This is a genomic window from Negativicutes bacterium (assembly GCA_018052945.1).
In the GTDB taxonomy this organism is placed as follows: domain Bacteria; phylum Bacillota; class Negativicutes; order JAGPMH01; family JAGPMH01; genus JAGPMH01.
Window position 1 is genome coordinate 33609 of record JAGPMH010000002.1, and the last position, 26697, is coordinate 60305.

General features: G+C 35.0%; 23 protein-coding genes and 1 other annotated feature. Of the genes, 4 read left to right on the forward strand and 19 right to left on the reverse strand.

From position 1 onward, the window contains the following. Positions 1–43: 43 nt before the first annotated feature. Complete coding sequence (locus KBI38_00650; GenBank protein ID MBP8628576.1) at positions 44–928, reverse strand: YegS/Rv2252/BmrU family lipid kinase; 885 nt, start codon at positions 926–928, stop codon at positions 44–46. A 9-nt stretch (positions 929–937) separates the two neighbouring features. Continuing rightward, positions 938–2569 (reverse strand): polysaccharide biosynthesis protein, encoded by a 1632-nt coding sequence (locus tag KBI38_00655; protein MBP8628577.1) that lies wholly within the window; start codon positions 2567–2569, stop codon positions 938–940. A 135-nt stretch (positions 2570–2704) separates the two neighbouring features. Between KBI38_00655 and KBI38_00660 the strand changes: the two genes are divergently transcribed. After that, entirely contained in the window at positions 2705–3463 is a 759-nt protein-coding gene (locus KBI38_00660; GenBank protein ID MBP8628578.1) for a DUF4931 domain-containing protein, read from the forward strand. Positions 3464–3491: 28 nt separating this feature from the next. Here the strand turns inward: KBI38_00660 and KBI38_00665 are convergent, their stop codons facing one another. The 8 genes from KBI38_00665 to trpD form a co-directional block, all read right to left on the reverse strand. Beyond that, positions 3492–5099 (reverse strand): peptide chain release factor 3, encoded by a 1608-nt coding sequence (locus KBI38_00665; GenBank protein MBP8628579.1) that lies wholly within the window; start codon positions 5097–5099, stop codon positions 3492–3494. Between the two features lie 121 nt (positions 5100–5220). Next, positions 5221–5790 (reverse strand): aminodeoxychorismate/anthranilate synthase component II, encoded by a 570-nt coding sequence (locus KBI38_00670; GenBank protein ID MBP8628580.1) that lies wholly within the window; start codon positions 5788–5790, stop codon positions 5221–5223. Then, on the reverse strand, positions 5774–7264 hold the full coding sequence (trpE, locus tag KBI38_00675) for an anthranilate synthase component I (GenBank protein MBP8628581.1): 1491 nt from the start codon (positions 7262–7264) through the stop codon (positions 5774–5776). Before trpE ends, KBI38_00670 begins: the two co-directional genes overlap by 17 nt. Beyond that, entirely contained in the window at positions 7264–8058 is a 795-nt protein-coding gene (gene trpA / locus KBI38_00680; GenBank protein MBP8628582.1) for a tryptophan synthase subunit alpha, read from the reverse strand. The genes trpE and trpA overlap by 1 nt, the downstream gene beginning before the upstream one ends. Continuing rightward, positions 8058–9242: a tryptophan synthase subunit beta gene (trpB, locus tag KBI38_00685; protein MBP8628583.1), complete on the reverse strand. Its 1185-nt coding sequence runs from the start codon at positions 9240–9242 to the stop codon at positions 8058–8060. Before trpB ends, trpA begins: the two co-directional genes overlap by 1 nt. A gap of 22 nt (positions 9243–9264) precedes the next feature. Beyond that, on the reverse strand, positions 9265–10026 hold the full coding sequence (gene trpC, locus KBI38_00690; protein ID MBP8628584.1) for an indole-3-glycerol phosphate synthase TrpC: 762 nt from the start codon (positions 10024–10026) through the stop codon (positions 9265–9267). A 4-nt stretch (positions 10027–10030) separates the two neighbouring features. After that, complete coding sequence (locus KBI38_00695) at positions 10031–10645, reverse strand: phosphoribosylanthranilate isomerase (GenBank protein MBP8628585.1); 615 nt, start codon at positions 10643–10645, stop codon at positions 10031–10033. Positions 10646–10660: 15 nt separating this feature from the next. Beyond that, positions 10661–11662 carry an anthranilate phosphoribosyltransferase gene (gene trpD / locus KBI38_00700; protein ID MBP8628586.1) on the reverse strand — a complete coding sequence of 334 codons (1002 nt, stop codon included), beginning with the start codon at positions 11660–11662 and terminating at the stop codon, positions 10661–10663. A gap of 131 nt (positions 11663–11793) precedes the next feature. Beyond that, positions 11794–12050, reverse strand: a binding site (T-box leader). A 194-nt stretch (positions 12051–12244) separates the two neighbouring features. Here trpD and phnD point away from each other — a divergent pair. The 3 genes from phnD to KBI38_00715 are packed head-to-tail and all read left to right on the forward strand — an operon-like array spanning position 12245 to position 15235. Then, on the forward strand, positions 12245–13162 hold the full coding sequence (phnD, locus tag KBI38_00705; protein ID MBP8628587.1) for a phosphate/phosphite/phosphonate ABC transporter substrate-binding protein: 918 nt from the start codon (positions 12245–12247) through the stop codon (positions 13160–13162). Next, on the forward strand, positions 13159–14580 hold the full coding sequence (locus KBI38_00710) for a HAMP domain-containing protein (protein ID MBP8628588.1): 1422 nt from the start codon (positions 13159–13161) through the stop codon (positions 14578–14580). The genes phnD and KBI38_00710 overlap by 4 nt, the downstream gene beginning before the upstream one ends. 1 nt (position 14581) lies before the next feature. Next, positions 14582–15235, forward strand: coding sequence for a response regulator transcription factor (locus KBI38_00715; protein ID MBP8628589.1), 654 nt, complete (start codon positions 14582–14584; stop codon positions 15233–15235). 76 nt (positions 15236–15311) lie between these two features. Here KBI38_00715 and KBI38_00720 read toward each other — a convergent pair whose 3' ends face one another. From KBI38_00720 to KBI38_00760, 9 genes are all read right to left on the reverse strand, one after another. Then, positions 15312–16691: an MFS transporter gene (locus tag KBI38_00720; GenBank protein MBP8628590.1), complete on the reverse strand. Its 1380-nt coding sequence runs from the start codon at positions 16689–16691 to the stop codon at positions 15312–15314. Between the two features lie 23 nt (positions 16692–16714). Then, complete coding sequence (locus KBI38_00725) at positions 16715–17866, reverse strand: glycerophosphodiester phosphodiesterase (GenBank protein ID MBP8628591.1); 1152 nt, start codon at positions 17864–17866, stop codon at positions 16715–16717. 282 nt (positions 17867–18148) lie between these two features. Continuing rightward, on the reverse strand, positions 18149–19429 hold the full coding sequence (locus KBI38_00730; protein MBP8628592.1) for an S-layer homology domain-containing protein: 1281 nt from the start codon (positions 19427–19429) through the stop codon (positions 18149–18151). Positions 19430–19591: 162 nt separating this feature from the next. Next, a complete protein-coding gene (gene clpB, locus KBI38_00735) occupies positions 19592–22156 on the reverse strand; it encodes an ATP-dependent chaperone ClpB (protein MBP8628593.1) in 2565 nt (854 codons plus the stop codon). Between the two features lie 66 nt (positions 22157–22222). Then, positions 22223–22825, reverse strand: coding sequence for a DedA family protein (locus KBI38_00740; protein ID MBP8628594.1), 603 nt, complete (start codon positions 22823–22825; stop codon positions 22223–22225). A gap of 128 nt (positions 22826–22953) precedes the next feature. Next, positions 22954–23286, reverse strand: a complete 333-nt coding sequence (locus KBI38_00745; protein ID MBP8628595.1) for an alkylphosphonate utilization protein — start codon at positions 23284–23286, stop codon at positions 22954–22956. An 18-nt stretch (positions 23287–23304) separates the two neighbouring features. Continuing rightward, positions 23305–24591: an ArsB/NhaD family transporter gene (locus KBI38_00750; protein ID MBP8628596.1), complete on the reverse strand. Its 1287-nt coding sequence runs from the start codon at positions 24589–24591 to the stop codon at positions 23305–23307. 24 nt (positions 24592–24615) lie between these two features. Beyond that, positions 24616–24915 (reverse strand): hypothetical protein, encoded by a 300-nt coding sequence (locus KBI38_00755; protein MBP8628597.1) that lies wholly within the window; start codon positions 24913–24915, stop codon positions 24616–24618. Positions 24916–24931: 16 nt separating this feature from the next. Then, positions 24932–26608: a glutamine--tRNA ligase/YqeY domain fusion protein gene (locus tag KBI38_00760; GenBank protein ID MBP8628598.1), complete on the reverse strand. Its 1677-nt coding sequence runs from the start codon at positions 26606–26608 to the stop codon at positions 24932–24934. Positions 26609–26697 lie beyond the last annotated feature (89 nt).

Here is a 26697-nt window from a genome sequence, read left to right on the forward strand (position 1 = left end):
ATAAAAGGTTGCAGTTGAAGTCACTTTCAACTGCAACCTTTTATTATGCATGAAAAACCCTTAATTTTTTATGTAACACCTTAGCTGTTAACGGCAAAGTAGGCCCTAATTCACCATCTAAATCGGTTTCAACATCTTCCTTTATATCAACATTTATTTCTTTCGCTTGATAATGCAGGACATACCGATTTCTTCTAATATCACGACCCGCTAGTAAAGAAATTACTAACGAAGTAAACTCCGGTAAACTGCATTGCTTCACAATCATTAAGTCTAATAAGCCATCATCAATCTGTGCCTCTGGCATAGCGTTAGGTAAACTTCCTACTGTCGCACTATTACTTATTAAAAATAAGAAAATATTCTCTTCTACCACTTGATGATCAATAATAAATTTCGCTGTTAGTGGCTGAATATTAGGTATTTCACCTAAGCCTCTGATATAATATGCCATTTTCCCTAAAGTATTTTTAAGAGCCTTATCAACTCGATGGGCAACTGAGGTTAACACCCCTGCACTAGCTACATTAATAAAATAGCGATCGGCAATTTGTCCAACATCAATGCTACGAATATTCCCTTCAATAATAGTGCTCAAGTAATTATCAATAGACTTATTTATCCCTAAAAAACTAGCAAAATCATTAGAAGTACCACTTGGTAAAATACCAATAGGCACATCAATATTCTCCGCCAACAAGATATTGATAAATTCATTTAAAGTTCCATCACCACCGGCAATTATCATGCCATAAAGTTCCGGTATTGCACTAATAAAGTTAATAAAACTTTCTTTATTAGATGGGCCGGTTCGGTAAGGAATAATAATACATTTGTTTTTTTGAAAAACTTCAATAATATAATCTATTTTATATTTAAACAAAGCATCTCCTGATACAGGATTATATACTAATACAATTTTTCTCATAGATACCCTCTATTTTTTTAAAGTAACGCCCATTTTCACTAATAGTTTCATTAATAAATTACCTACCATCGGTACATTAGTTAAATCTCGTTGGTTTAAACCTCCAACAATTATTAGACTGATAATATATAATACCGCACCAATTATAGTCGCAACCAAAGTTGCGATAGTATTGCCAACTTTTAAATTAATAAGCTCGAAATACGAAAAATATAAAGCAATCGCCATTAACAGCGTTGAAAAAACGGTTCTACTTAGTTGCGGTATATCAATTTTATAAGAAATATAGCGATTTAAAAAATATAAATTTAAAATTGCCGCTATCCCAATATCTGCTACAGTTGCCCAAGCTGAACCTTCAATTCCTAAACTCGGATTAGCCGTTAACACCCAATTTAAAGCAACTTTAATAATCGCTGCAAACACCATATTAACAACCGGAATAACAGTCTTACCCAAACCTTGTAAAACACCGGTAGTAACCTGATGAATACCCAAAAGAACAATGCTGGTTGACAATACTCGAATTGTCGGTCCTGCGGCGGTGGCATTATAAATCATTGTTGATATCGGTGAATCTAACACAAAAACAATAGCAAACGCCGGTAAACTTATCAACATTGTAATTCGCATAGCCATATTTGTTTGTTGAAAAACTTTTAACCGATCACCTAAAGTTTGAGCCTCGGAAATTGCCGGAACAATGCTAACTGCCAACGATGCTGTCAAAATCGTTGCCAAATTTATTAACGGCACTGCCATCCCTGTCAAATAACCAAATAATTCCGTCGCCTGAGCGACCGTATAACCGGCAACTTCTAAACGTGCCGGGACAATCATTAAATCAAGATTAGCGACAACCGGTAACATTACACTCGAAGCCGAAACCGGTAACGCTAACATAAAAATTCTTTTTATTATTTTCAGGCTGGAATCTTTTTTTACGACTTGATGCGATTTTTTAAATTCTTCGCCCATATCTTGTTCTAGTTGCCAATAATAATAAAACAAGACAATTAAACCAGTAACCGCACCGGCAAAAGCACCTAAACTAGCACCGGCTGAAGCAAACTCTAGACCATAAGGAAGTAGTAAGCTGGCAAATAAAATCATCGTCACAACACGAAAGATTTGTTCAACAATTTGCGAAACTGCGGTTGGCGTCATTCTTTGCCACCCTTGTAAATAGCCCCGATAACTTGCTAATAAGGTTACAAAAAATATTGCCGGCGCCAAAGCCGCTACTGAATAGTAAGCTCTAGGGTCACGAATAAATTTATATTCAATTAAAAACCCTGCTCCAAAATAAGTTAATAAGCTAAAAAACAAGCCTGTTACAGCCATCAATACTAAAGAAATTTTGAAAACTCTTTTAGCACCCCAAAAATCTTTAAGGGCAACTTTTTCAGCCGTAATAATAGAAATCGCCACCGGCACCCCGGCAGTCGATACACTTAATGCTAATAAATAAATCGGAAAAGCCATTTGGTATAACCCAATGCCTTCACCGCCTAAAACTCTTGATACAAAAATCCAGTTTAATGAGCCAATAACTTTTACAACAATTCCGGCAATCGCTAAAATAAAAGTCCCCTTTAAAAAAGAGTCACCCTTATTGCCGGTTTTAACTTCACTACTAATACTAACACACCTGCCTTACTTGAGGAATCTTTTGAACATATCGTTATTATAGTGTATAATTATTTTAATAAGCTAGAAAATTATAACATTTAAAAAGCTTTACTTCCAGTACTATTTATTTTAGAGGGTGATTTTATGACTGCTACCCATATTGAATTTAATGTTCATGTCGGCAGACAGAAACCTGAAAGTATTATTAATGCTTCTGCTAAGTGTCCATTTTGCGATCGTGATAAATTAACTAATATTATTGACGCAGATGGTGATTTATTGCTAATAAAAAATAAATATCCTGTTTTGAAAAATACATTCCAAACCGTATTGATTGAAACGACAGAATGCCACTCCGAATTGTCAATGTATCCCAAAGAACATTTATATAAATTATTTCGGTTTGGCATTAAAAACTGGTTTCAATTAATAGAATCCAATAAATTCAAGTCGGTTATTTTTTTTAAGAACCACGGTAAGTTATCAGGAGGAACGATTCGTCATCCGCATATGCAAATAATCGGCTTAGAAGAAATTGATTATCATACCTTAATTTTTGAAGAGCACTTTACCGGAGTTCTCATTGATAAAAATAATGGTGTTGAATTAAACATTTCAACTAAACCCCGCGTAGGATTTTCCGAATTTAACATCATTACCGATGATAATAATAAAATTGAAAAAATTGCCGATTATGCTCAAAATGTTAGTGATTTTATCTTAAATAATTTTGGTAAACGCTGCGATAGTTATAATATGTTTTTTTATCTTATTAATGACCTTATTCATGTTAAGATTATGCCTCGTTTTCCTACTTCACCACTATATATTGGTTATTCCATTCCACAGGTTTCAAATCATGTTGAAGAATTAATAAGTACCTTTCGTTCTTTATATTTATAAAAAAAGTCAGCTCATGAGCTGACTTTTTTTATTTCTCGCTTAGACCTTCCGGTACTACTAACATTTTAATATCAGGGTTATTATCAGCAATCCAACCTAACGCCCACTCATTTGTTACTAATAAGACCGGACGCTCTTTAACATCATACACAAACATTCCACGTTCAGCACCTTTTAAAGTTTCCGGCGTTATGTTATCACCAACCAACCACCTTGCTACTTCATATGGTTGCATTTGCATTAAAATATCAACACCATATTCATTTTTCAAACGGTATTCCAACACTTCAAACTGCAAGCTACCAACGGTTCCGACAATATAAGCCTCCGTTCCAGCTCCAGCTTGTTGAAATAATTGCACTGCCCCTTCTTGCGTAAGCTCAGTAATACCTTTAACAAATTGTTTTCGTTTCATCGTGTCTTTGGCTTGCACTCTGGCAAACTGTTCCGGTGGAAATACCGGAAAATCAGCAAAATCAAATTTTTGCCCAGTTGCACATAAAGTATCACCAATACCAAAAATCCCCGGATCAAATAACCCTACAATATCACCTGGAAACGCTTCATCAATAATTGTTCGATCTTGCGCTAAAAATTGTTGCGGTTGTGCCAATTTAATAGGCTTATCCGATTTATTATGATTTACCATCATTCCTCTAGTAAATTTACCAGAACAAATTCTAATAAACGCTAGACGATCACGATGTGCCGGATTCATATTGGCTTGAATTTTAAACACAAACGCTGAAAAGTTTTCATCAGCAGGATTTATAATCCCGGTCGAAGCCTTACGCGGTGCCGGTGGCGGCGCCAATCTCAAATATTCTTCCAAGAAGTTTTGCACTCCAAAATTGGTCATCGCACTACCAAAAAACATTGGCGTTAATTCACCCTTAGCGACCTTTTCCAAATCAAAACTTTCTCCAGCCATATCTAAGAGTTCAATATCTTCACATAAAGCCTGATGAACTTCTTGTCCTAACATCTCAGCAAAAGCCGGGTCATCAACACTGCCCACTACTGATGACAAAATATTTTGTCCATGTGAACCATCTTCATTAAATAGCTCAATTTGTCCTTTATTGCGATTGTACACGCCTTGATAGTTACCATCAACACCAATTGGCCAGTTCATTGGATAAGCGTCTATTTCTAATACTTTTTCGATTTCTTCCATTAAATCAATTGGATTTTTACCATAACGATCTAATTTATTAACAAACGTAAAAATAGGAATACCACGTTGTTTACAAACTTTGAACAATTTCTTAGTCTGCGCTTCAACCCCTTTAGCAACGTCAATAATCATTACCGCACTATCAACAGCCATTAAGGTGCGATAAGTATCTTCACTAAAGTCCTGATGTCCAGGTGTATCCAATATATTTATTCTAAAACCATCATAATCAAATTGCAGTACACTCGATGTTACCGAGATACCTCTTTGTTTTTCAATTTCCATCCAGTCTGATACTGCATGCTTTTGTGTTTTTCTGGATTTTACCGATCCTGCTAAATGAATCGCTCCACCATATAACAGCAATTTCTCCGTTAAGGTAGTTTTACCGGCATCCGGATGAGATATAATTGCAAAAGTTCGTCTTTTTTCTATCGCATTTTTTAATTCTTCCGACATTGACTTCCTCCAAAATACTTCTATTCATAACCTTTTTATTTTAGCACAAAGAATATTGTAATGTAAAAGCATATTTATTTAAAAACAGGTAGCAAAAAATATTTTTCGCTACCTGTTACTTTTAATTAATATCTTTTAAAAATTCTTTTAATATTTCTGCACCTTCCGGCGTTAAAATAGATTCGGGATGAAATTGTACCCCTTCAATTTTATAGTCTTTATGCCTAAGTCCCATAATTAAATTATCACTCGATCTAGCTGTTATTTCCAAACAATCTGGTAAACTTTCCTCTTCGACAATCAAAGAATGATAACGACCGGCGACAAATTGCGTCTTTACATTCTTATAACTAGCGCTATGATAATGTGTCACAAGTTCTTTTTTGCCATGGATCGGATAAGGTGCTCTAATAACCTTACCACCAAAAACCTCCCCGATCGTCTGATGTCCTAAACAAATACCAAAAATCGGTATTTGACCGGCATATCTTTTTACGACCTCTTTGCAAATACCCGATTCATCCGGTGTTCCCGGCCCCGGCGAAATTATAATCGCCCCATAATTGCCTTGATCAATTTCTTCAATTGTAATGCAATCATTGCGTACTACTTTAACTTCTTTACCTAAATTGGCAATAAGCTGAAAGACATTGTAGGTAAAAGAATCATAATTATCAATTAGTAAAATCATCCGCTTCTACCTCCTTTATAACTTGGAACATCACTTTCGCTTTTTGTAACACTTCATTATATTCATTCTCCGGCACCGAATCTGCCACAATGCCGGCACCGGTTTGAACAATGGCTACATCTTCATCAATCGTTATCGTTCTAATCGTAATACACATATCCATATTACCGCAAAAATCAAAATAACCTACGGCTCCGCCATACGGACCGCGATGAACACCTTCTAAATTATTTATTATTTCCATCGCTCTGACTTTCGGTGCTCCACTTAAAGTTCCCGCCGGAAAGCACGATGCCAAAACATCTAAGGGCTGATAAGTGGGATTAATTTTACCAGCAACTTCTGAAACCATATGAATAACATGTGAAAATAACTCTATATCCATCAGTTTAGTAACTCTAACACTACCCGGCACACTGATTTTACCGACATCATTACGCCCTAAATCTACCAACATTGCATGTTCTGCACACTCTTTTGGATCATTTAATAAGTCTTTAGTTAAATCAGCATCTTCAGCATCATTAGCACCTCTTGGTCTAGTTCCGGCAATCGGATAAGTGTAAACTGTATCATCAGCAATTTTAACTAACATTTCCGGTGATGCCCCCACTAGTTTACGTTTGCCAAAGTTAATATAAAACATATATGGCGATGGATTAACTTGACGCAACCGACGATAAAAAGCAAATGGTTCTTTACTTATTTTGCATCTAAATTGTTTCGCCAATACCACTTGGAAAATATCACCGGCAGCAATATGTTCTTTGGCAATTTCCACATTTTTAAGATACTCATCTTTGGATTGGGTAATTTCATTTATAAATAAATCTTCATTATTAGCCTGTTTAGCATTTTTACTTTTTACAAAATCTTGTTTTAAAAGTTCATAAACATTATTTATTTCTGCCACGGCTTCATTATAGGTAGCCGTTACATCAACACCATCTTGTATTTGCGCCAAACAAACCAATTTAGAAGTATGCTTTAAATGGTCTACCACTACCAAGATTTTGCACAGTAAAAACTGTCCTAATACTAAATCTTCCGGAATATCAAAACCTCTTACTCTTTCCCATGTACCAATAGAATCATAAGCAAAGTAACCAATAACTCCACCACTCATCAATGGCGGTAATTCCGGCATATTAACTGTTTTAAACTTGCTGATATATTCTTTCATCGCATTAACAGGATTTCCAACAATTTTAAAACTATTATTCTGTTCGGTTACTTCTACATAGCTTTTAAAAGCTGTTGCACTAGCCAAAGGTTTAGTTCCTAAAAAAGAATATCTTCCAAAATATTTATTTTTATCGGCACTCTCTAAGATAAAGCCTAAATCATCACCGACTAATTTATAATAAAGCGAGACCGGAGTATCCATATCACTGGAAAACTCCGCTACCACAGCAATAATATTAGCTTCTGTTGCATATTGGCAAAATTCTTGCAGGCTAGTTTGTATTTTCATTAAACTTGGCTCCCCTCATCCAAAGCTTGACGAATAGTTTTTATCAATTCACCATAAGCAGTTAACCCTTCAGCCATCAGTTTTTGCATTACGGCACTACCAACAATAATATTATCAGCTACACTGCTGGCTGCTTTAGCCGCTGCCGGTGTTCCAATCCCAAACCCAATTGCTACCGGAGTTTGTGTTTGTTGTTTAACAATTTTTACAACTTCATTAATCGGCGTATAATCAATTTCCCTAACTCCGGTCACACCATTTACAGATACGCAATATATAAAGCCATCCGCATTTTTACACGTTTCATTTATTCGCTGCGCCGTAGTATTAGGTGTCACAAAATTAATTAAAGAAAAATCATTTTTTTTACAAATCGCCAACATATTGCTAGCTTCTTCATATGGTAAATCAGGAATAATAGCACCATCTAAGCCTGCACTTTTCGCAGCTAGTACAAATTTCTCCACTCCATAAGTAAGGACATTATTAATATACCCCATACAAACTAATGGTATTTGAGTTACAGTTCTAACTTTTTTAACAAACTCCAACACATTAGTGATACTAGCACCGTTTTTGATTGCAATTTGTGCTGCTTGCTGAATAACCGGCCCATCAGCAATCGGATCGGAGAAAGGAATGCCTATTTCAATAACATCAACGCCTTCTTTTTCCGCAATTTTAATAGCCTCTAGCGTCATCGCAAAGTCATTAACACCGGCCGTCAGATAAATAAATAAACCTTTTTTATTGGTATTTTTAAGCTCTGTTAATTTACTTTGTAATCTATTCATTATAAATTCTCCTTTAATGTTTCTGATACCATTTGCACGTCTTTATCGCCACGACCTGATAAGCAAACAACAACAGCTTGATCTTCATTGGTCTGTGGCATTAATTTTTCCAAGTATGCCAAAGCATGTGAACTTTCTACTGCCGGAATAATACCTTCTAATTTAGCTAGCAGCTGAAATGCCGCTAAAGCTTCTTGGTCATTGATGGAATGATAAAGAACCTTACCACTATCTTTAAAGTAAGCATGTTCCGGCCCAACGCCTGGATAATCAAGCCCGGCTGAAATTGAGTAAGCTTCTATAATTTGACCATCATCATCTTGTAATAAATAGCTATAAGCACCATGTAATACTCCCGGTCGGCCTTTTGTTAAAGATTCCGCATTATCACCCGGTAAATTACCTCTTCCAGCTGCTTCTATGCCGATTTTAATAACATCAGCATCATCTTTAAACGGGTAAAATATCCCCATCGCATTACTGCCACCACCTAGGCAAGCAACAATATGACTTAATTTAGCAGTGCCAATTTCTTTAGCTTGCTCTTTTAATTCATCACCTATAATTCTTTGGAAATCACGCACTATCATCGGATAAGGATGTGGCCCTACGACTGAACCAATAATATAGTAAGTGTCAGTAATGTTCGCAGCCCAGTATCTAATCGCTTCACTGGTAGCATCTTTTAATGTCGCAGTTCCACTGGTAACAGGAATAACTTTCGCTCCTAATAATCTCATTCTAAAGACGTTTAACGCTTGACGTCTAACATCTTCTTCTCCCATAAACACGTGACACTCTAAGCCAAATAAGGCTGCTACCGTAGCACAAGCAACACCATGCTGACCCGCTCCTGTTTCTGCTACTACACGCTTTTTACCCATTTTCATTGCTAAAATAGCTTGCGCCAAAGCATTATTTATTTTATGCGCACCAGTATGCAATAAATCTTCACGTTTTAAATAAATTTTACCTTTACCATAATGCTTTGTTAATCTTTCCGCATAATATAGTTTAGTTGGTCTACCGGCGTATTCTTTTAGATATTTTTTCACTTCTGCGATAAATTCAGGGTCATTTTTAAATTTTTCATAACTTTCTTCTAATTCAAACAACACCGGCATAACAGTTTCCGGTACAAATCTCCCACCAAAATCTCCAAAACGTCCATTTTTATCAGGCATTATTTTTTCCTCCAATTATAATTTATTGTAATAAAAATTCTTTCACTGCACTAGGGATATCAGTAGCTTTAACTAAACCTTCACCAATTAAAACTCCTCTTACCCCACAAGCTTTAACTTTTTCAATATCATTTCTATTATTAAGACCACTCTCACTGATAACAATCTTATCAGGCGGGCATTTTTTCATTAAGGTCACAGTATTATTAATATCTGTTTTAAATATTTTTAAGTTGCGATTATTGATACCAATAATTTCAGCATTTGTTTGTAATACCATTTCCAATTCAGCTTCATCATGTACTTCTACCAAACAATCTAGTCCTAATGATTTTGCTATATCTAAAAAATGCTGTAATTGTTCTTTTGTAAGAATTGCTGCTATTAATAAAATAGCCGCCGCTCCATAAGCCCTCGCTTGATAAATTTGATATTCATCAATAATAAATTCTTTCCGTAATACCGGAATACTAACCAAACTGCTAATAGTCCTTAAATCTTTTAACTCGCCTTTAAAATGATTATCAGTATGTACCGATAAGACAGTAGCACCATTTTCTGCATAAATTTTTGCCAGTTCAGCTGTTGTATAGTTATCACATAATATGCCTTTAGATGGCGATGCCAACTTACACTCGGCAATTAAGGACCACTCGTTTTCTTTCAGGGCTTTACTGAACGAAAAATCACCTTTTGTTAGTTGTTGCTGTAATTGTTCTAAACTTTCTTGTTGTTTATCTTTGGCAATAACAGCTTTTTTCTTTTCAACAATACTATTTAACATCGCACTACTCCTTTATCGCCTTAATTAAACTTAATATATCTTTTATTTTCGCACTATCTTTATGTCCATCAGTTTCAACTCCGCCTGATAGATCAACCCCAGCAGGCTTTAACACCTCAATACATTTACTAACATTATTGATATTAAGCCCCCCCGCTATTAATAGTGGCTTTTTTATTTGTTCTAATGTATTTTTAGCTTCTTGCCAATAAAAACTTTTTCCGGTTCCACCATGAGCACCTTCTTGATAACTATCCACTAAAATGTACTCTGCCTTTTGATATTTATTAACAAGTTCCACCGAAAATTCTTCATTATAACGAAAAGCTTTAATAATTTTACAATTTATTGCTTTACAATACGCTACATCCTCACTACCATGTAGCTGAACATAATCCAATTTGCACAATTCTGCAATCTCATTAACTACTGTTATTTTTTCATTAACAAACACTCCTACTTTGGCAATGCCTGTAATATTTTTATTTATGTCAGCGACAATTTTCGGTTCAACATAGCGCTTACTGTTAGCAAAAATATAACCAATCATATCAGCGCCACTATTAACTACGCTTTGTGCTATTTCTAAATTTTTAACTCCACAAATTTTTACTAAAATAAGCTTATCCCCCTCTTAGAAATTTCTAAGTTCATTTAATTTCTCAAAGGCTAACCCTTTATCAATAGTTTCTGTTGCTAACTTAATTCCATCTTGTATAGTTTTGGCAAAACCTGTGATATAAAAAGCCACCCCAGCATTGATAATAACGATATCACGTTTTGCACCAGTTTCACCTTTAAGAATATTTTCTAAAATTGTAGCATTTTCAGTCGCGCCACCACCAACATACTCTTTTTCCTCACCTTCACCAAAACCATATTCTTTTGGATCAAATAAGAACGTATTAATTTCACCGTCAATTACTTCGGTAATTTTCGTTGGAGCAATAGAAGATATTTCATCAAGTCCATCATAGCTATGAAAGACCATTGCTCTGTTTACTCCTAAATCAGCTAAAACTCTACCTATTTTTTCTGTTAAACTAATATCATATATGCCAATCATCTGATATTTAACCCCTGCCGGATTAGCCAGTGGACCTAATAAATTAAAAATAGTTCTAAATCCTAATTCACGTCGTGGCACTGCCACATGTTTCATAGCCTGATTATATTCCGGAGCAAATAAAAAACCAATGTTGATTTTATCAATAGCTTCAGATACCTTTTCCGGTGTCATACTAACATTAACGCCAAGCGCACTAAGCACGTCTGCACTACCACAAGCACTAGAAACACTACGATTACCATGTTTGGCAACTGCTAATCCCGCGGCGGCCAATACAAATGCAACCGTAGTCGAAACGTTGAAGGTTCCTTTTGTATCTCCACCCGTACCACAAGTGTCAATAATAATATCTTTATTATGTTGAACTTTTTTAGCATTACTACGCATTACTTCAACGAACCCAACAATTTCCTCGTTAGCTTCGCCTTTTAATTTTAAAGCTGTTAAAAAAGAACCAATCTGTGCCGTTGTCGCTTCACCGGACATAATAATTGTCATCGCCTCGACCGCCTCGGCTTTATTAAGATTTTCACCTGCAATAATTTTATGAAGATACTTTTTTAGCATTGTTTTTTCCTCCTCAATATAATCAAGCAATAAAAAGAGTCATTTCACCCCAATGAAAGGGGCGAAATGACTCGCTGTACCACCCTAGTTTAAGAACAATCCTTTTTAAAATAAAAAAACACTTCACCCCACCAAGGGACGAAATGTTCGTGTTACCACCCTACTTTAAAAAGCATATGCCTTTTCTCTCTTCAGGTACGGGACATAATCCGATACCCTAGCCCAATAACGGTGGCAACCGTCTTAGCCTACTTGTTAACACTTTCGGTAAGCACTCACAGGACCATTCCATACATTCTTTTAATCGGTCATCACACCTCTGGTAAACCAGTCACCGACTCGCTGTCTAAAAGTATACATATGTACTTTTCCTGCTCACAGTTTTGTAAGTTGTTATTAATTTGTTAATTAATATTTATTATAGCGTTAAAAAATGTAATGTCAATCTTTTTTTATTGATTTTTTTGCCAAGATAATGTAATTATTATCATTATAATGTTAAAATATTAATAATATATTTTTTAATACTTTAAAAGATATTATCTTTTAACTATAAATCATGCAAATAAAAGGAGTTATAACTTGAAAAAAATAATATTTTTAAGTTTCATATTTTTATTGTTTTGTACCGGTTGTCAAAACAATCCACCAATTTCCTTTATTGATTTTTCTAAAACAACACCTATTACCAAAAACACCACCAATAATAACGATACCAAACCCTTAAAAATAGCCGTTGCTACTGTCTTATCACCTAATGTAACAATCAGCAATTATCGCAACATTGCAAAATACATCTCCGAAAAAACCAATCGTCCTACCCTCTTAATCCAACGCAAAACTTATGAAGAATTAAATATCCTAATGTCAAACGGCGAGGCTGATATCGCCTTTATGTCAACTGGTGCTTATTCCTCTTATCGTGGTTTAAATGAAATAGAATTATTGGCAATGGTTGCTTACAAAAAAACAGCTACTTATTTTTCCCAAGTAATCGTTCACAAAGATAGTAGCATTTCAACTTTAGCTGATTTGCAAGGTAAAACTTTCGCCTTTACCGACCCCCTTAGTTACTCCGGACATATTGCGATTTTAAACGAATTACATCAAAGCCACAATAAACCGGAAACATTTTTTAGTCGCTACATCTATACTTACGGTCATGACAAGTCAATTTGGGCTGTTGCCAATAAAGTAGTGGATGCAGCCAGTATTGACAGTATGATTTTAGAACATTCCCAAAAATATACCCCTTGGATTACTGCAAACATCAAAGTTATTAGTAGTATTGGACCTTATCCTACCGGACCGGTGGTTATTAGGAAAAGTTTACCACCGGAAATTAAGACTTCTTTAAAAACAAGCTTGCTTAATATGCATGAAGATAGTGCTAATATGGAAACATTAAACGGACTGCTAATAGATCGCTTTATTGAGCCAAACCCCGAAGCTTATCTGCCTTTAATAAAAAATTACCAGCAAGTTGGTGATAATATATGAATTGGTGGCAACATTTAAGTTTAGGTAATAAGTTAAATATTTTTGTTATTACAACCATTATCGTTTTAATATCAATTATGGCTTTTTTATTTCAAGGGCTAATTCGAGATATTATGATTAGACAAGTAGAGTTACGGGGCTCCGAAATTGGTAGCTATATTGCCACTTTAACTGCTGATGATATTATTCAAGACAATTATTATAAAATTTTAGAAAATATTAATAAAATCAAAGAAAAAAATGAAGATGTTCGCTATATTATAATCTGCGATTACGCCGGTCAAATAATCTTACATACCTTTAATAACGATTTTCCATTAGGCTTAAGTCCAAATATTGATAATAGTGCCGTCAAAAACTATAGTATCACTCATTTTAATAGTAATGAAGGTTCAATTTACGAAATAAACACACCAATTGAAAATGGCAATATCGGCATTGTTAGAGTCGGTATGTCCAATAACATTATGTATAATATGTTATCTAACACTATGTCCGATTTCACCTCCTTAGCTATATTAATTTGTATTATCGCTGTTGTTATTATCAGCTTTTTAACAGCATATCTCATTAAGCCGATTAAAGAATTAGCAATAATTGCTTCGGAAATTAAGAATAATAATTATATCGTTAAATCAAATTATGTTGGAGAAGATGAAATAGGGAAACTCGCTAAAAGTTTTAATGAAATGGCGCAAAAATTGCAAGAAAACAAAGAAGATAATAATAGACTCTTAAAAGCCCTACGCTTAAAAGAAGTAAATAGAAACGTTCTAATTAACAAGCTCTTTACCGCCCAAGAAGATGAGCGTAAAGCAATTTCTCGGGAACTACACGACGGTGCCGGTCAATCAATAACATCAATTCTCGCCTACCTTCGTGTACTATCAGCTAAGTTAACTGATGATAGCCAATTAAAATTAGTAACCGCCGTCCGCGAAGTTATTGTCAATGTGCTAGAGGAACTACGCCAATTAGCCGTTAACCTAAGACCGCCAGCGCTAGATCGCTTTGGAGTCTTCACTACTATTGAAAAACATTTAACCTCGCTAGCAGAACATCATAATATCGAAATCAGTTTTGACTACCCAAAACGAAAATATCTACTGTCTGATAATATTTCGCTGGCATTATATCGCATTTTACAAGAAGCCACTACCAACATCTTAAAGCATGCCCACGCCACTAGTATTAATATTTCAGTTGATATCGGTATTGAAAACCTCATATTGATCATTAGTGATAATGGCTGTGGTTTTTCCAAAACCACCTTAGCCAATGCCCGCGATGCCAATCATTTAGGCTTATACGGTATGCAAGAGCGAGTGGAATTATTAAACGGTTCTTTTGAAATCGAATCCACAATCGGTCAGGGAACAATTATAAAAATATCAATACCTTTGAAAATGGAGTGCTAATATTATGAAAAACATTAAAATAATCTTAGTTGATGATCATATTGTCTTAAGAAACGGTTTAAAGCTATTATTAGAAAGTGAACAAAACATCTCTATTGTCGGGGAAGCGAGTAGTTACAGCGAATTGAAAACCATTTTGCAACAAACACCTACCGATATTTTATTACTTGATTTATCAATTCCCGATAAACATGGTTTGGAAATAATTAAAGAATTAAAAGATAGTAATGTTAATTTCAAAATTTTAGTTTTTACAATGCACTCTGAAGAGCAATATATAAAATCAGCAATGTCCGCCGGTGCCAGTGGCTATGTTGAAAAAAGCGCGTTAGATACCGAACTACTAACTGCCATTAATACCGTCGCTCAAGGTAATATTTATTTAAACAGCAAAAACGCCTTATTAATGGTAAATTCATTACTTAACACCACTGAAACTAACGACCCTTACGCCCTCTTTTCCAACAGAGAATTAGAGGTAATGAAATTAATGGTTCACGGTTATTCACTCTCTGAAATAGGGCAACAGCTTTGTTTGAGTTTAAAAACAATTGATACCTACAAAACCAGAATCTTCACTAAACTTAATATCTCTAAAAAAAATGAACTGGTGGATTACGCTCTACAAAACGGCATCTTAAAAACAAGCAAATAAAAAAAAGATTAATTAGGCCTAGTTGCTATCAGCCTAATTAATCTTTTTTTATATCTAACTATATTTAATAGGGTTTTTATTTTGTAATATTACATTCTTCGCCAACACAACCGACATCATCCGGTTTAGCATTCCATACTAGTAATGCTAATACGCAAGATAATACTGCGGCACCTACCCAGAAATCACTGGCTGCAGCAAAGTCATATACTGTTTTACCATCAACAACCATTTTATGCGCATTAATGAAATAACCACTAACACGTTCTTGCAAAGCTGCACCGATATAACTAAACATTCCAATCATACCCATTGCTGCACCTGTAGCATTTTTCGGACAAAGATCTACTGCCATCAAGCCGCCAAGGTAACATACTAGTGCTCCCATTGTAAAGCCATAAACAGCCATCGCGCCATAATCAAGCGTTCTCATGCCCGGACCAGTCCAAACAATTGCCGCTGTTGATAAGGCAAATAATACTCCGAAAATTAAAGCTGGAACATTACGTCTATGATTAAAAAATTTATCAGAAATAAGACCACATAATAACGCTCCAAAGATACCTGCACCTTGCATTACTGATAATAAAAGGGCTGCATCCATCGTCGAGTAAGCTTTGGCTTCAGTTAAGAATACAACGCCCCAACTTTCAATCGCATAACGAGTAACATAACAACAAGCACTTGATAATCCTAAAATCCATACTACCGGTTTCTTAATAACGCCCCATTGTGCTTTATTAACATTTTTATCTTCTTTCGGTTGAACTTTCAAACCATCATATTCTTCCGGCGTCGGCAAACCACAAGCTTGCGGACGATCGTGCATAAAGTAGTACATAAAGCCCGATGCTACTAAACATATTGCCCCTGGAACAATAAAGCCCATTTGCCAGCTATATTTCATAACTAGCGCTGCAGTTACCATATAAGTTATCGCTGCACCGATATTATGACTAGTAAACCAAACACCATAATACGTTCCACGTTCCTTACCAGAAAACCACTGATTTAAAGAAACAATACAAGGACCTGCTCCATAAGATTGGAACCAACCATTTAGCCCCCATAAGGCAAATAATACAATAAATTCTTTTGTAAAGCCCATGGCAAAAGTACAGATAGCTGATAAAAATAAGCCCATGGATAAAAATCTCTTATTGTTAACCCTATCCGCAATAAAACTATTAACAAATTTACCAACAGCATAAGTGATAAAGAACAACGCCCCCATATCACCTAATTGTTGAGCATTTAAAATTCCATCATTCAATAATGGTTTTTTTACGACGGAAAAATTCAAACGACAAACATAAAAGAAAGCGTAACCTAACGTGATTGACATAAACACCGACCAACGATGTTTTTTAAATTCTTTTTTTACAACATTTTCATCAGCTGAGATTAACGCTTTATCCTCACCACGTTTGAAAAAGTTTGCAATTGCCTTAAACATAATAATCCTCCCATACCTTAGTATTAATAAGCAGCATCCATACCACCAGCTAATTTTTCTGTTTTAACATTATTAAAAGCAATACCAGTATGATATTTACTGTTAATATTAACTGTTGGTTCTGGCAACTTGATGCCACGTTTTTCAAGTGCCGGACGTAAAATCCATGGTTTATCGGTAATAATACCGTCAACACCCATATCTATTAACATTTCCATATCACTTTCTGTATTAACAGTCCATGGCACAACCTTCATTCCTAAAGAATGTGCTTCTTCAATCATTTCTTTGCTAAGTTCAGGGAAATAAGGTGAAATAACATCTGCTCCTATTGCCTTCGCAGCTTGCACCGGATTTCCTTTGTAATCATCAATATCTAGTCCACCTAACCATGGTGATTTTCCTTTTTCATAAGGTTGTAAACATTCAGAATCACGTCCCCATGAAGGTTGTTGACACCATAATGCTACCGTTGTTATTTCAGGGTTGATTTTTTTGATTGACGTGATAGTTCTCCAATCAAACGATTGTAAGGTCACGCGATCTTGCATATTATATTTTTTCACCAATCTATTAAACTCAGTAACAAATTTTACCGGATCAACATTATTGGCAAAACCTTGTTTATCAATAGGATCAACATAAGATTTTGTTTCTGCATTAACGATAACTTTATCATTACCATATTCTTTTATTAACTGAAATACTTCTTCTAAAGTCGGAATCTTAGCATCAGCATAAGTTAGCTGCGTTTTACCATGACCTTCATAATATTCTGTTCCCGGCTTAATGCTACCAACTGTAAATTCTTGCAATTCGCTATAGTTCATTAATCTAATATCATATTTTTTGCCTTCAACATAATTACCCTTACTATCTTTAGTAATATCAGGGTTTAAAATCGGATTATGACTCATTACAATAACGCCATCTTTTGTCATTTGCATATCACATTCGATTGTGGTTGCACCAATTTCCATCGCATAAGCATAAGAATACAATGTATTTTCCGGTCTGGCATCGCGTCCACCACGATGAGACTGGAAATCAAAGCTATCCATTTTTACTTTCGCTGCTGCTTCCGGCATGGTTACATAATTAAAACCTGTACCAATTACCGCTGCAGTTAACCCAGCTAAAACCAATTTTTTTAAAATCATTTTTTTACTAATCATCACTAAAATCTCCTCTTCTCTAATTTCAATTTTAATTTGTAATTACCATTATTATCACATCAGTATGACTTAAAAAAAATCAGATGAATTCTTATTTTAATGTAAGAATAAATTCTTTTATTTTATTCTTACAGCAATAAAAGGTGGAATTTTAAGGACAATTCATCCCTAAAACTCCACCTTTTATTAGTTTTCATTAAACATTGTAGGTTTTATATTAAGTTAAACTCAACTTACACTTTATAAAAATCTTACAACGCTACTTACTTTTATTATTATTTATTAGAAAAACATTTCCACTTGAGTTCTTAAAAATTTAGTTTTTTGACCACTAGTAGCATTAGTATCTAAATCTTTACCATCAAAGTAAAAAGTCTGCCATTTAATATTTTTTGATGGAATATAATCAAAACCAATGCCCCAGCCTTTAGTATCAGTAGCATAACCCCCAAAGGTATTTCTGATTTGCGTTACTTTTGGCATTTGACGATAATTTATGAAGATATCATAACTACCTTCTTTCTTTATATCAGCGCCTTTATATGTCAATTGAGTAAAGTAACCAGTATCTTTAACTGCTATACCGCTGATTTTATCTTGATTGGCTTTAAAGTAATTTAAATCTAACGTCCAATCATTATTCAACTTACTTAATACTCCAACCTCAAAAATACTTAAATTATCAGCATTATTATTAAATATTGATTGGAACTTTTCTCCTTTTAAATTGTGATAACCAATATTAGCCGTTGTATTTTTATCATACTTATATTTGGCTTCAATTCCATTATAATCAAATGTTTTATCGCTAAACCCACTACCCCATCTATCTAAATTATACATTCTGCCGGTAGTAAGTGTTGTTTCTAGAACTTTACCGAATTTAAATTGTGCCCCTGAGACCTCACGATCAATAATAAAACCACCTTTTGATAGTGCACCAAATTTACCGACTTTAGTTTTAACCTGCCCCAACGGGCCTTCCACATAGACCTTACTTGTATTACCTTGCTTAGTGTCTCCACTATCTTCTTTTAATTTAAACTCACTTTCAAATTCAGCTTTTGCCACCCAATTATCATTAATTTTAGCAGTAGCCCATAAATCTAAGTAAGAATAACTGGTACTGACGCTTGTATCAGTCTTGCTAACGCTATGATAGTTATGATCTTCTTGATCTAATCTCAGCCTAGCTTTACCGCCCCATTTTACATTATCCACTTTGCTTTCGAGGTCTGCTACTCTAACCCCCAGATTATTTAGTTCTGTCTTATATTCTATGGCCAGTTGATCAATGGTTGATTTATCAGCACTGTTAAGATTAGTTTTAGCCATCGCTTTTGCTACCATTTGTGCCATTTCATATCTAGTGATGCTTTTATCACCTTTAAAAGTTCCATCACCATAGCCCTCAATAACCCCTGCTTGCGCCAGCTTTGTCACTGCCTGATAAGACCAATGTCCACTAGGTACATCACTAAAAGGGTTACTCGCCGCAAAAGTTGTTCCCATTGCCCCTACTATTAATGCTGCTGTTATGACCCCTGTAAGTTTCTTGCTCATACTTAATCCTCCATTATGTTTAGTTATATTTAAAATTTACCATAATGGTGAAATATTTTTGTTAAGGCAATGTTATGATTTGGTTATCAAATATTAATTTTACGTTAATAAGACAGTGATATTTCAGTAGTTTTAGCTACTAAATTATCACTGTCTTATAGTTTATTTTATGATGATTTTATCGTTTTTAACCGCAAATTCAATAATACTACCCGGCTGTGCCTCACCGGCAATTATTTTTTTACTTAGTTCCGTTTCCAAAAGATTAGTCATCAGACGTTTTAAAGGTCTTGCTCCGTAAGCGGCATCATAGCCCTGTACACTTAAGAAATCTAGCACTTCCTCCGACCAAGTTATCGTTAAGTTAACTTGTTGTTGTAATCTTTTATTAAACTTCTCTAATAACAATTTCGCGATATTTTTAACTTGTTCTGGTTCCAAAGCATTAAAGACAATAATATCATCAATACGATTTAAAAATTCCGGTCTAAAGTAAGCTTTTAGTATATGTAAAACTTCTTTTTCAGCTGTTACAAAATCCTTTTGCAAGATTTCACTTGAGCCTAAATTAGAAGTCATAATAATAATACAATTTTTAAAGTTAACTTTATGACCTTTACTGTCTGTTAAGTGTCCGTCATCTAAGATTTGGAGCAAAATATTAAAAATATCATGATGTGCTTTTTCAATTTCATCCAGCAAAACTACACTATATGGTCTGCGCCTAACCGCTTCGGTTAATTGCCCACCTTCGTCATAACCTACATAGCCAGGGGGAGCGCCAATTAATCTAGCTACTGAATGTTTTTCCATATACTCACTCATATCTAGTCGAACAATATTACGCTCATCGTCAAATAATATTTCTGCCAAGGCTTTCGCTAATTCAGTTTTTCCAACACCGGTCGGTCCTAAAAAGATAAATGAACCAATTGGTTTATTCGGATCCTTAATGCCGGCTCTAGCTCTAATAATAGCCTCACTAACAACCTTTACGGCTTTATCTTGTCCGACTACTCTGTTATGTAAAATTTCTGCTAATTTTAATAGTTTTTCCCGTTCACCTTCCATCATTTTGCTAACCGGAATACCAGTCCAACGACTAACTACTTTTGCAATATCTTCTTCTCCGACTTCTTCCTTTAGCATTTGCGACTCTTTACTAGCAATTACTTCTTCTTCATGCGCCAATTGTTTCTCTAGCTCCAATAATTTGCCATATTTCAATTCGGCTAACTTCGATAAATCATAGTTACGTTCGGCAACTTCCATTTCACTTTTCACTGCATCAATTTCTTTTTTCAGCCCTCTAAGTCTTAAAACTCCTTGTTTTTCACTTTCCCACTTATCCTGTAAAACTTTATATTGCTCTCTTAACTTGGTTAGTTGTTGAACTATATTCACTAATTTTTCTTGTGATAATTTATCAGTTTCTTTTTTCAAAGCTTGTTCTTCTATTTCTAATTGCATAATTTTACGCGATACTTCATCTAAACTGCTCGGCATTGATTCTATTTCAGTTCTAAGCTTAGCTGCTGCTTCATCCACTAAGTCAATCGCCTTATCAGGTAAAAACCGATCCGCAATATAGCGATCTGACAGCACCGCCGCTGATACTAATGCTGAATCTCTAATTCTAACGCCATGGTGAATTTCATAACGTTCTTTTAAGCCCCGTAAAATAGAAATAGTGTCTTCTACCGTCGGTTGCTTCACCAATACCGGTTGAAATCTACGCTCTAAAGCGGTGTCTTTTTCAATATGTTTTCGATATTCATTAAGGGTTGTCGCCCCAATACATCTTAACTCACCACGAGCTAGCATAGGCTTTAAAATATTACCGGCATCCATCGCTCCCTCTGCCGCTCCGGCCCCTACTACTGTGTGAAGTTCATCAATAAATAGTAGTATCTGCCCTTCTGATTTTGCAATCTCATTTAATACATTCTTTAAGCGTTCTTCAAACTCACCGCGATATTTAGCACCGGCAATCATTGAACCTAAATCTAAGGAATATAACGTTTTATTTTTCAGTGATTCCGGTACATCGCCGGCAACAATACGACGAGCAATCCCCTCTACGATTGCAGTTTTTCCAACTCCAGGTTCACCAATCAACACCGGATTGTTTTTAGTCCGACGACTTAGAATCTCAATAGTTCGTCTGATTTCCTCATCACGTCCAATTACCGGATCCAGCTTTCCCTTTTGAGCTTGCTGCGTTAAGTCTCGTCCATATTTTTCTAAGGCCACTAAATCTTCTTCCGGATTAGCGGTTTTCACATTTCCTTTGCGCTTCTCATTAATAATTTGTCTGATTTTATTTTTACTGAAATTAAATTCTTGACATAATTTCAATACCTCAACATCGCCATCTTCCACAATCGCCATTAATAAATGCTCAGTACTGATATATTGATCATTCATTTCTTTAGCTATATTTTCTGCCAGAGCCAGTACTCGATATAATGCTGTACTCATCCTAAATTGGCTATCATATCCCGTCACTGCCGGTTGTCTTTTAATTATTTGTTCCAATTTTATTTTTAGCAAATTAAGGTCAGTGTTTAAATCTTGAAAAATAATCTCCAAAATACCTTCCGGTTCTTTGGCTAACGCTAATAATAAATGCGCTGTATTTATCTCTTGTTGATAATTTAAAGCTGTAATTTGCTGTGCATTTTGTAGTGCTTCTCTCGCTTTTTGCGTATATTTTTCTTCTGACATAACAATCCCTCCTAAATTCAGCTTACACTAATATTATAACTCTTTTTGGAAAAAAGAAAAACAGGCTTATTCAGCCTGTTCAATTTCTTTTGCGCATAATTTTTCTTTGCTTTTTTTTTGATGATAAAACCAATAACCAATAACAATTAACACTACTAAGATTCCCGAGCCAATCAAAAGATTATCCATCATACTCTTGATCATCCCTTTTGCCGCTTCACCAAAATAATATATTAAAATACCTTCTAATAAGAATCTTTTAGCTCTGCCACAAAATGATGCGAATAAAAATATCCCTAAGGGAATTCTTAATGCCCCGGAAGTAATGCTAACAAATTTATAAGGAATTGGTGACATTGCTGCTAAAAATACCGCCCACCCTGCATTATGTTGCGTAAAGTCATCAATAATTTTTAAGTATTTTTGCGGTACCATCTTTTTAACTAACGGCAAGCCATATTTAATCCCTAACCAATAGCCTAAAATACCACCGACTACGGAAGTGACAGTTGCTACTAGTCCATAAAATATTGCATTCTTCGGATTAGCTAGCGCCATTGGTATTAACAGAAAATCCGGTAATATCGGCGAAAAAATAGATTCTGCAAAACTAGCAACTATTAGACCGATTAAGCCCCAACTTTCTAATAGCTGAATTATTTGATCCATAACGTCCACCTTTCAGTCATTTATAACATCTACTATTAACTGATAATAAACCTTTTTAGCATATCATGTCAACCTTATTATCAATAAATAAACAGAGAGCAAAATAAGTATTCACTCTCTGTTACTCATTATATTTTTTTAACAAACTCCGATTTAAGTTTCATTGCACCAAATCCATCAATATTGCAATCAATATCATGATCGCCATCTACTAATCTGATGTTTTTAACTTTAGTTCCCATTTTTATCGGGTTAGAACTTCCTTTTACTTTTAAATCCTTGATAACAGTAACTGAATCACCATCATTTAAAATATTGCCATTAGAATCTTTAAAAACTTTTACATCCTCAGAGGCCTCGCCCTCTTTCCACTCATGAGCACATTCCGGGCAAATCAATAAGCCTCTATCTTCATAAGTGTATTCCGAATTACATTTCGGACAATTAGGTAATTTCTCCATTAAATTTTCCACCTTTTATCATAAAAATTTTAAATATATAAACATACTCGAAATAATAATTGATAAAATCATTAGCGGAAAAGCGATATACATAAATTTTAAGAAGGATAATTTATGCCCCTGCTGTGCTGCCAAACTGGCAACTACCACATTCGCACTAGCTCCCACCAAAGTACCATTACCACCCAAGCATGCTCCTAACGATAAACTCCACCATAGCGGCTCTAAATTAGTCATTCCTAGTTGCCCCATTTCCTTTATCAACGGAATCATCGTAGCAACAAACGGAATATTATCAATAAAGGCCGAAGCAATGGCACTAAGCCACAAAACAAGCATTGAACTAGCCGCCAAATTTCCTTGTGTTAAACTCATGGCTGTTGTCGCCAGTTGTTCAATAACGCCGGTATCAACTAACGCTCCAACTAAAATAAATAATCCAACAAAAAAGAAAATTGCTAACCATTCTACTTTACTAAACATTTTTTCTAACATTTTTTCATTACTGTGAAAAGTTAACATTAACAATAAACAAGCTCCTGTTAGTGCTACTGTTGCTGACTCCAAGTGCAACTGGCTATGCAAAACAAAGAATGATATTGTTATCGCCAATACTGACAATGATTTTTTTAGCAAGCCCGTATCTTTTAATTCAGCTTGTTCATCCATCAACATTATTTCATATTTTAGTTCAGGTCTAGTAACCAATTTTTTACGGTAAATAAAGGCTATTATCAATAAAGTTACCAGTAAAATTACGGCACAAACAAGCCCTAAATTTTGCAAAAACGCCATAAACGTCAGTTCTTTAACTGCACTGCCAATCATAATATTCGGCGGATCACCAATTAGCGTCGCTGTTCCCCCAATATTAGCAGATAATATCTGTGCTATCAAATATGGCTGCGGTGATAGTTTTAATTTCTTAGCAATACTAAATGTTACCGGTACCGTTAACAACACTGTAGTAACATTATCTAAGACCGCTGAGCAAACTGCCGTGATTAGACTCATAACCACTAATATTTTTATCGGTTCAGCTTTCACTTTTTTGGTTGCCCAAATCGCTAAATAATTAAACAATCCAGTTTCAGCAGTAATATTAACGATAATCATCATTCCAATTAATAACCCGATAGTATTAAAATCAATGTGGCTGATTGCCGCTTCTTGACTTAAAATACCCGTAAAAATCATCAGCATGCCACCAGCTAATGCAACGATGGTCCGATGAATTTTCTCTGTAACAATCAGCACATAAGCACTAATAAATATTATTATTGCTACTAACGCACTACTTCCCATCTTCATCTCCACAATAAGCTTATCTTATTTTTCCTTAATTTTAATTGGCATCGGCAATAACGTTATTTTATGGTTTTCTCTTACAACTTTTATTTTATAATCAACCATACCTTCTTTATACAATTCCAGCTTTAAATCCAACAACGCTTTACCGATTTTCTCTTGTAATTCTTCACTTAAAAAAGCAGTATTTAAATTTTCTTTATCTTTTTTTTGAACCTTCTTAACTTCTGGTTCATCGGAAAACATATTTTCAAAAGTCAATTCTTCTTTAAAATTAACCATCATATCTTTATCTGATAAATTTTTAGGTATCTTAGCCATTATTGCCTCCAAAATTCTATTTGTTAATTTTAGCCCAAGAGTCACGCAAACCAACAACTTGATTGAAAATTAATTTCTCCATAGTGGACTCTTTATCCACACAGAAATAACCTTGGCGCAAAAATTGATAACGATTGCCCGGCGCTGTCCAGGCTAAGCTCGGCTCAACCATACAATCATTTAAAATTTCTAGGGAATTAGGGTTTAAACTACTGATAAAATCATCCGCTTCATCTGCTTTTTCCGCTAGCAACAAATAGTCATATAATCTTACTTCTGCTTTAATCGCATGTTTAGCACTAACCCAGTGTAACGTTCCTTTAACCTTACGTCCGCTATTAGCACCACCACTTTTTGTGTCCGGGTCATAAGAACAACGTAACTCTATCACATTGCCGCTATCATCTTTAATAACGTCTTCACATTTAATAATATAGGCATGCTTTAAGCGTACTTCGCCACCCGGTTTCAAACGGAAGAACTTTTTCGGTGCTTCTTCCATAAAATCTTCTTGCTCGATATATATTTCACGACCAAAAGGAATATTGCGGTAACCATTTACCGGATTAGCATCAGGGGCAACTGTTGCTTGTAAATATTCAACTTTTTCTTCCGGATAGTTTTCAATCACAATTTTCAATGGTCTTAATACTGCCATTGCTCTATTGGCTCTAAGATTAAGATCTTCTCTAATGCAATGTTCCAGCATCGCAATATCAACCGTACTGTTACTCTTTGCAACGCCAATCCGTTCACAAAAATCACGAATTGCCTCTGGCGTATACCCACGACGGCGCAACCCGGAAATAGTCGGCATCCGTGGATCATCCCAACCACTAACATATCCACCTTCTACTAATGCTCTTAATTTGCGTTTACTCATTATCATATTAGTCATATTTAAACGAGCAAATTCAATTTGCTTCGGTCGCGGAAGTTCAAATTCTAAGGCTTCTAAAGTCCAATCATATAATGGGCGATGATCTTCAAACTCCAGCGTACAAATAGAATGCGTGATGCCTTCAATAGCATCGGAAATCGGATGAGCATAATCATACATTGGATAAATACACCACTGTGTCCCGGTATTATGATGTTCTACATGAGCAATCCGGTAAATAATCGGATCACGCAAATTCATATTAGGTGAACTCATATCAATTTTCGCACGTAAAACTTTGCTTCCATCAGCCAATTCACCGTTTTTCATTTTTTGGAATAAAGCTAAATTCTCTTCAACACTACGATTGCGATAAGGACTTTCTTTCCCTGCTTCCACTAAAGTGCCACGATATTGGCGAATTTCTTCCGGTGTTAAGTCACAGACATATGCTTTACCAGCTTTAATTAACTTAATCGTTAATTCATATATTTTTTCAAAATAATCTGAAGCATAATATTTGCGATCTTCCCAATCAAAACCTAACCATTTTACATCTGCTTGAATTGAATCAACATATTCCACATCTTCTTTAATCGGATTAGTATCATCAAATCGCAAATTACATTTACCATTATATTTTTGTGCTAAACCAAAGTTTAGGCAAATTGACTTTGCATGGCCAATATGTAAATAGCCGTTAGGTTCAGGTGGGAAACGAGTAACTATGCCCTCACTATATTGTTCTTGCTTTAAATCATCATCAATGATATTTTGAATAAAATTTGATGCTATATTAATACGCTCTGCCATCTTCTTACCCCTTATCTGTTTTAAATAGTTCAATTAGTTAAAATTCGTTATTTGTTATAGCTGTTCCTGCCTACACTAAAAATTATCAT

Coding starts and splice junctions, on each gene's coding strand:
- KBI38_00650 (MBP8628576.1), bottom strand. CDS start 928: ATGAGAAAAATTGTATTAGTATATAATCCTGTATCAGGAGATGCTTTG.
- KBI38_00660 (MBP8628578.1), top strand. CDS start 2,705: ATGACTGCTACCCATATTGAATTTAATGTTCATGTCGGCAGACAGAAA.
- KBI38_00665 (MBP8628579.1), bottom strand. CDS start 5,099: ATGTCGGAAGAATTAAAAAATGCGATAGAAAAAAGACGAACTTTTGCA.
- KBI38_00670 (MBP8628580.1), bottom strand. CDS start 5,790: ATGATTTTACTAATTGATAATTATGATTCTTTTACCTACAATGTCTTT.
- trpE (MBP8628581.1), bottom strand. CDS start 7,264: ATGAAAATACAAACTAGCCTGCAAGAATTTTGCCAATATGCAACAGAA.
- trpA (MBP8628582.1), bottom strand. CDS start 8,058: ATGAATAGATTACAAAGTAAATTAACAGAGCTTAAAAATACCAATAAA.
- trpB (MBP8628583.1), bottom strand. CDS start 9,242: ATGCCTGATAAAAATGGACGTTTTGGAGATTTTGGTGGGAGATTTGTA.
- trpC (MBP8628584.1), bottom strand. CDS start 10,026: ATGTTAAATAGTATTGTTGAAAAGAAAAAAGCTGTTATTGCCAAAGAT.
- trpD (MBP8628586.1), bottom strand. CDS start 11,662: ATGCTAAAAAAGTATCTTCATAAAATTATTGCAGGTGAAAATCTTAAT.
- KBI38_00710 (MBP8628588.1), top strand. CDS start 13,159: ATGAATTGGTGGCAACATTTAAGTTTAGGTAATAAGTTAAATATTTTT.
- KBI38_00720 (MBP8628590.1), bottom strand. CDS start 16,691: ATGTTTAAGGCAATTGCAAACTTTTTCAAACGTGGTGAGGATAAAGCG.
- KBI38_00725 (MBP8628591.1), bottom strand. CDS start 17,866: ATGATTAGTAAAAAAATGATTTTAAAAAAATTGGTTTTAGCTGGGTTA.
- KBI38_00730 (MBP8628592.1), bottom strand. CDS start 19,429: ATGAGCAAGAAACTTACAGGGGTCATAACAGCAGCATTAATAGTAGGG.
- clpB (MBP8628593.1), bottom strand. CDS start 22,156: ATGTCAGAAGAAAAATATACGCAAAAAGCGAGAGAAGCACTACAAAAT.
- KBI38_00740 (MBP8628594.1), bottom strand. CDS start 22,825: ATGGATCAAATAATTCAGCTATTAGAAAGTTGGGGCTTAATCGGTCTA.
- KBI38_00745 (MBP8628595.1), bottom strand. CDS start 23,286: ATGGAGAAATTACCTAATTGTCCGAAATGTAATTCGGAATACACTTAT.
- KBI38_00750 (MBP8628596.1), bottom strand. CDS start 24,591: ATGGGAAGTAGTGCGTTAGTAGCAATAATAATATTTATTAGTGCTTAT.
- KBI38_00755 (MBP8628597.1), bottom strand. CDS start 24,915: ATGGCTAAGATACCTAAAAATTTATCAGATAAAGATATGATGGTTAAT.
- KBI38_00760 (MBP8628598.1), bottom strand. CDS start 26,608: ATGGCAGAGCGTATTAATATAGCATCAAATTTTATTCAAAATATCATT.